Here is a 6138-nt window from a genome sequence, read left to right on the forward strand (position 1 = left end):
ATTGGAGACAGCATGAAAATGAAAGTGATCGTCGCCTCGACGGTCTTTGTGTGGACGGTCGCGGCACACGCGCAATCGTCGGTGACGCTGTATGGCGCCGTCGATACGGGATTGCTGTATCAAAGCGCGAATGCGCCGAATTTCCAGTCGAAAATGAATCTCGGCCACCTATACGCACTCAAGGACGCGGGTATTTTCACCAGTTTCTGGGGGCTCAAGGGCGTTGAAGACATTGGCGGTGGTTACAAGGTCAACTTCAAGCTCCAGGGAGCATTCACCAGTACCAACGGGAAGTTCGGACTGTCCGACACACCGGGCGTCAGCGCAATCTTCAACCAGCAAGCGACGATCGGCATCTCCGGTCCTTTCGGTTCGATCGATGCGGGCCGTCAGTTCGTGCCGATAATATTTGCGATGGCCGACACCGACGTACGGGGCGCGCAATTCTTCGGCAGTATCCTCACCGCATGGCTTGGCATGAATCAGGCTGCAGGCTGGCAGGGCACCAGTACAAACGGAGCGATCGGTGCGCTGTACGACTCTAACGCGATCGTTTACCAGTCGCCGAAATTTCACGGTCTATCGCTGGGACTCGAATATGCGCCGGGCGGCGTCGCCGGTCAATCCCAGGGTGGCACGCGCGAGTCTGCCGTGCTCAGGTATTCGAACTACGGTCTCAATCTCTCGGCTGCTTACTACAACGGCCACGACAGCAATCCCTTCACGACGACAGCGATCGGCGCGATCATCACGGCACCGTCCACCGGGCGCGATAACAATCGCTTTTACTATTTCGGCGCGATGTACACGTTCCACGACCTGTCAGTATCGACGTCATACAGCATCGGCAAGGATCCGGCGAACAGCGGTCAGGCCGACTTCGAGATGATTTCCGCGGGGCTCGGCTACAAGTTCACGCCGTTTTTCAAGGTCACCTCTGGCTTTTATTACCTCAAGGACCGCAACGTTTCATCCAATCAATCGGATGCGTACGCGGTGGGCGCCGAATACAGTTTGTCCAGGACCACCATCGCCTATGTACAGGTTGGCCATGTCAATAACCGGGGCAAGATGAGCCAGGCGATCGCCTACGCCGCGCCGGTTCCTGAGGGTACCTCCAGCACCGCCGCGATGATTGGCATTCGGCACACCTTCTGATCCCACCGTGGCTGATTGGAGCAATGAATGAAGACAAGCAGGGCACTGAAAATCGCTGTCGGGTTGCTGGTTGGATCAACATCTATTGACGTCTGGGCGCAGGCCAGCGAGAGCGAAGCGCGCACCGTGTCGAAAGGCACAGCGACCGAAGCCTCCGGCAGCGTCACGCAGACGAGTAGCCGGAAGGACAATTTTGCGCTGCGCCGCAAGGTCTACGCGGCAATCGCACAGCACGAGGAGATCGACGCGGGCGCCATCAGCGTGGTGGTGAAGCGCGGCGCGGTGACGCTCGACGGGACGGTGGTTGATGCCTCACACATCGGTGAGATGACGGAGATCGCGCGGGGCGTTCCCGGCGTGAGGTCCGTGACCAACCGGCTGACGGTCAAAACGCCGTTCGGCAGTCAGTAGGCGCACGTGCATGACGCGGCTCGACTGCGTACCGTAGGAGAATGTGAGCATGAACAGTGTCGATTTCGAGGTGCTGGAAGCTACGATGCACTGGCTTGATGCGGGCCACCGAACGCTGCTTGTTACGGTCGTGAAGACTTGGGGTTCGTCGCCTCGCCCGGAGGGGGCGATGCTTGTCCTGCGCGATGACGGTCGTGTGGTGGGCTCCATTTCAGGCGGCTGTATCGAAGATGATCTCATCGACCAGGTGCGTCGGAACGGCGTCGCGCAAGGGGTGCCGGAGGTGGTCGAATACGGCATTAGTGCCGAGGAAGCGCATCGGTTCGGGTTGCCTTGCGGTGGCACGATGCGACTCGTGCTTGAGCCGATTACGCGGCAAAGCCGTATTCAGGCCCTGCACGAAGCGCTCAGTCGTGGCGAACTGGTGGCGCGCACGTTAGACATGACAACGGGTGCCGTCACACTTGGGCCACCGGGCACGACTGACGGTGTGCACTTCAACGGGATGCATCTGACGACGATTCACGGGCCCCGTTACCGTATGCTCGTTATTGGCGCGGGACAGCTATCGCGCTACTTATGCCAGGTCGCGACAGGACTCGACTATCAGGTGGTGGTGTGCGATCCACGCGAGGAGTATGTGCAGACATGGAATGTACCCGGCACGCAACTCGTGCGCACGATGCCGGACGATACGGTCCTGGAAATGAGACCCGACGAACGCAGTGCAATCATTACACTCACGCATGACCCTAAACTCGATGATCTCGCGCTGATGGAAGCGCTGAAGACACCCGCGTTTTATGTCGGTGCGCTTGGCTCGCGGCGCAACAATGCTGCACGGCGCGAGCGGCTTAAAGAGTTCGATCTGAGCGACGCAGAACTTGCACGCTTGCGCGGTCCGGCCGGGATCTATATCGGCAGCCGCACGCCGCCCGAAATCGCGGTATCGATTCTCGCAGAAGTAACGGCCGCGAAGAATCGTGTGTCGCTGCCGGCAATCCTTAGGGTCGAGCGTGGGAAGACGGCAAAGGCAATCACGAATGATGGCACACCGATCAGTGCGCTGGATCGTGTTTGGTGAAAGCGGGTTCTCTCATGAAACCGGCTTCCGGCGGCGAACTGGGGGCGAAGGCCATGCAGACATTGCAATATCAGCCAGCCGCTTCAGTCTTTCCCTGCATGCCCCATCACAGGCTTGCGCGGACATGCCTTGCACCACTGCGGCATAGAAGCGTGCGAGCGCTTCGGTGTCGGTATCCGGGGCAAGTTCGCCCTCAGCGACGGCACGGTCGAAGCGTACCTTGATGGTCTGCAGCCCAAGCTCCCGTCGCGCGGAGACCAATTGGGCGACCGACTCGCTCTTTTCGGCGTGTTGGAGAACAGCAGTCGAAATCATGCAGCCGCGCGGCCTTCCCGGGTCGGTGAAGCGTGCCGCAGCGTCGTGCAGATAGAACGCTATCGCATCGCGCGCCGGCAACTTTCCGCTTAGCGCTTCCAGCACGGCTTTGTTTTCGCGCTCGCTGACATGGTCGAGCGCCTGTCTGTAAAGGTCCTCCTTCGAGCCGTACGTTGCGTAGAGGGACGGCGGCGGGATACCCATGGCCTCGGTCAGATCGGCGATCGAGGTGCCCTCGTATCCATGCTCCCAGAACAGCCGAGCGGCGACATCGAGTCCCACGTCGCGGTCCAGCAACCTCGGCCTGCCGCGTTTCCGGGCGGGTTCGCTCATTTTTATATCGAGTCCTATAAAAATCGTTGACAAGCGTGTTTCGACGTCAATATTATAGTGACCACTACTAATTCAGTCAGGAAGGAGTGGTCGATGTCTGCAAAGCTTTCAAACAAGGTGGCCCTGATTACGGGAGGCTCGCGTGGCATCGGCCATGCCGTAGCCCTGGCATTTGCGAAAGAGGGGGCTGCGCTCATCGGCGTGCACTACGGCGCCAATCGGGATGCGGCGAACGCCACCATCCGTGAAATCGAAGCTCTCGGATCGAAAGCCGTCGCGATCGAAGCGGACCTAAGTCGCGGAAAGGAAGCAACGGACAGTATCTGGGAACAGTTCAAGGCCGCTGCCATCGACGCCACGGGCGAGCCGAGGCTAGACATCCTCGTCAACAATGCTGGCGTGGCACCGGCCATCCGCCTGTCTGAGACGAGTGAGTCCGCATTCGACGAGGTCCTGACGATCAACTTCAAGGCACCGTTCTTCCTGATCCAGGCTATTGCAGATCACATCCGCGACAATGGGCGAATTATCAATGTTTCGACGGGCTTTACGCGTGTCGCGGCTCCAACGCATCCCGCCTACGCCGCTTCGAAAGGTGCGATTGAAACGCTGACGCTGGCGCTTGCCCCTGAGTTCGGTCCTCGTGGCATCACGGTGAATGCGGTCATGCCGGGCGTCACGGAGACCGACATGAATGCGGCGTGGATCAAGGTGCCGGAGGCACGTGCCGGCGCGGAGGCCATGTCGGTGTTCTCACGAGTGGGTCAACCTGTTGATGTCGCTGATGTCGTCACGTTCCTCGCATCGAATGAGGCACGCTGGACGACGGGGCAGGTGATCGACGCGACGGGCGGTGCCCGGCTCTAAGTCCCTCTGACATGAAGGCCGCACCAGTGTGCGCACGGTCTCGACGGCCGCCTCGATGACCTTGACCCGCTCGAGTTCGTGCATGCCTGCCGTGATCAGCTCACGTCCGTTCATGGTTTGCCCCTGGTCGACGCCTCACGCGAGCGTGCGCCTCAACCAGGGCAGGAATCGGACATCACTAATGAGCCAGAATCAGACATTACAAAAAAGCTGTGACATATAATGTCAAAGCCATTTTCAGATGTCGGGGTCCCGGCTAAATACAGATGTCGGGGTTGAGGTTGGTTCTGGGTGTGGTTGTTTCGCAGTCCTTTATATCTATCTGGAGGGGGTTTTTAGCACCGAGCCTCCCTGGTTGCGGTGAGTCCCCATTACCGCCGCATTCAAGTCCTCGAGCGTCACTTCGCGCTGCTTCCGTGTGCCAGGCAATGGTTCCGGTTTGCGTACCGCAGCGCCGCGATTGGTGCGGGATGGCGAGCCTGATACGCGACGGTTATCGCGTTGCGCCTGCAGCGCCTGGGCGACGCGCAGCGCATGGCCGAGCCGCTTGTGCTCGATCACGGCCCCCTGGTCGATTTCCGAGAGCTTGTCATAGGGGATACAGGGCAGCGCTGCACCGCCGGCCCGCAGCTCGATGCGACCGTCCGGATACTCCCAGACCTCGATGTAGCGGCCGATCAGCCGGCGGGTCGCCGGCGTGTCCTTCAGCAGCCAGATCACGCGATCGTTCAGCACGGTCAGCGAACGCGATACCTTGCGGCGGACCCGCCACGTCAGGATCGCGTCCAGATTCTCGTCGGTGCGCAGCGGCCGGTGCGCATCGAACGTGCTTCTGGGCGGCTTTGCAAAGCGCGCGTTATAGGCCGCCATGAAGGCGGGCGCCCAGGCGTTGGCGGCCTCGATGGTGCTGATGCCGCGCAGCCGCAGCTCCTTCACCAGGCGATCCTGCAGCGTGAGGTGGGCGCGCTCCACGCGTCCCTTGGCGGGGCTTGAGTTCGCGCAGAAGGTGTCGATATTGAGCTCGTACATCGCCCGGCCGAACTGCGTGACACCTTTGCCTGCTGTCTCCGCGCGGCGCTTCACGTAAAAGACGCTGGCGCGGTCGCTGTAGAACGCCACAGGCTTGCCATGGCGCTCCAGATACGCGCGCGTCGCCTCGAAATAGCTAAACGTCGATTCGGTCGGCGTGAAGTGCAGCGTCATCAGCCGGCTCGTCGCGTCGTCCACGTACACCAGCAGGGTGCAGGCCGGTGCGCGCTCCTCGAACCAGCGGTGGTCGCTGCCGTCGATCTGCACCAGCTCGCCGAAACACGCGCGCCGGGCACGTGGCTGATGGATTCCCGGCGGGCGCTGTTTGCGCGGCACCCAGAGTCCGGCCTCCGTCATCAGGTGCCGCACGGTTTCCTTCGACAGCACGAGGCCATGGCATTCGCGCAGCTTCTCGCAGGCCAGCGTGGGCCCGAAATCAGCGTAGCGCTCGCCGATCAGCCTCAGGGCGCGTCGCACCAGAGCGTCGGGCAACTGATGGTTGCTGGGGCACCCACGTCGACGTGAAACCAGCCCGGCCGCGCCTTCACCGAGATACCGGAGAACCAGCCGCTCCACCTGCCGACGACTGATGCCGAGCCGTTCAGCCGCCCGCCAGGGCATCAGGCGGGCCTCAGCAACCGCCTCGATGACCTTCAGCCGGTCCAGTTCGCGCATGCTCATGGTGATCATCCCGGTATCGGCCATGACCGGCTCCGCGGTTAGGTGAGAACCGCGCCAGCATGGACCGGTATGCGCCCGGGTACGACATCTGTACTTTGCCCAAGTACGACACTACTACTTTGCTCCTACATATATGTCAAAGCCATTTTCAGATGTCCGCTTCCCGGCCAAGTTCAAGTGTCCGCTTTTGCGGGGTTCAGGTTTTGTCTTTCACGGGTTGCAGCTCACGCAGTGTCGAAGATCGGATCATGAACGGGCAG

The 6138-nt window shown here is 60.9% G+C and carries 6 protein-coding genes; 4 read left to right on the top strand and 2 right to left on the bottom strand.

The window, feature by feature from the left end; all coding sequences use genetic code 11:
* Positions 1–12 precede the first annotated feature (12 nt).
* From AB3X99_RS36360 to AB3X99_RS36370, 3 genes are read left to right on the top strand one after another with little or no spacing between them, the layout of a single operon-like run.
* A complete protein-coding gene (locus AB3X99_RS36360; protein WP_368619684.1) occupies positions 13–1158 on the top strand; it encodes a porin in 1146 nt (381 codons plus the stop codon).
* Positions 1159–1185: 27 nt separating this feature from the next.
* Positions 1186–1569, top strand: a complete 384-nt coding sequence (locus tag AB3X99_RS36365) for a BON domain-containing protein (protein ID WP_368619685.1) — start codon at positions 1186–1188, stop codon at positions 1567–1569.
* A gap of 49 nt (positions 1570–1618) precedes the next feature.
* A complete protein-coding gene (locus AB3X99_RS36370; RefSeq protein WP_368619686.1) occupies positions 1619–2653 on the top strand; it encodes an XdhC family protein in 1035 nt (344 codons plus the stop codon).
* A gap of 12 nt (positions 2654–2665) precedes the next feature.
* On the opposite strand, the gene AB3X99_RS36375 is transcribed toward AB3X99_RS36370, so the two are convergent.
* Positions 2666–3301 (bottom strand): TetR/AcrR family transcriptional regulator, encoded by a 636-nt coding sequence (locus AB3X99_RS36375; RefSeq protein ID WP_368619687.1) that lies wholly within the window; start codon positions 3299–3301, stop codon positions 2666–2668.
* A 93-nt stretch (positions 3302–3394) separates the two neighbouring features.
* On the opposite strand from AB3X99_RS36375, the gene AB3X99_RS36380 reads away from it, so the two are divergent.
* A complete protein-coding gene (locus tag AB3X99_RS36380; protein WP_069267258.1) occupies positions 3395–4168 on the top strand; it encodes an SDR family oxidoreductase in 774 nt (257 codons plus the stop codon).
* A gap of 318 nt (positions 4169–4486) precedes the next feature.
* On the opposite strand, the gene AB3X99_RS36385 is transcribed toward AB3X99_RS36380, so the two are convergent.
* On the bottom strand, positions 4487–5902 hold the full coding sequence (locus tag AB3X99_RS36385) for an ISNCY family transposase (RefSeq protein WP_368619688.1): 1416 nt from the start codon (positions 5900–5902) through the stop codon (positions 4487–4489).
* Positions 5903–6138: the final 236 nt, after the last annotated feature.

Origin of the sequence: Paraburkholderia sp. BR10882 (assembly GCF_040948855.1) — a bacterium.
Classification (GTDB): Bacteria; Pseudomonadota; Gammaproteobacteria; order Burkholderiales; family Burkholderiaceae; genus Paraburkholderia; species Paraburkholderia nodosa_A.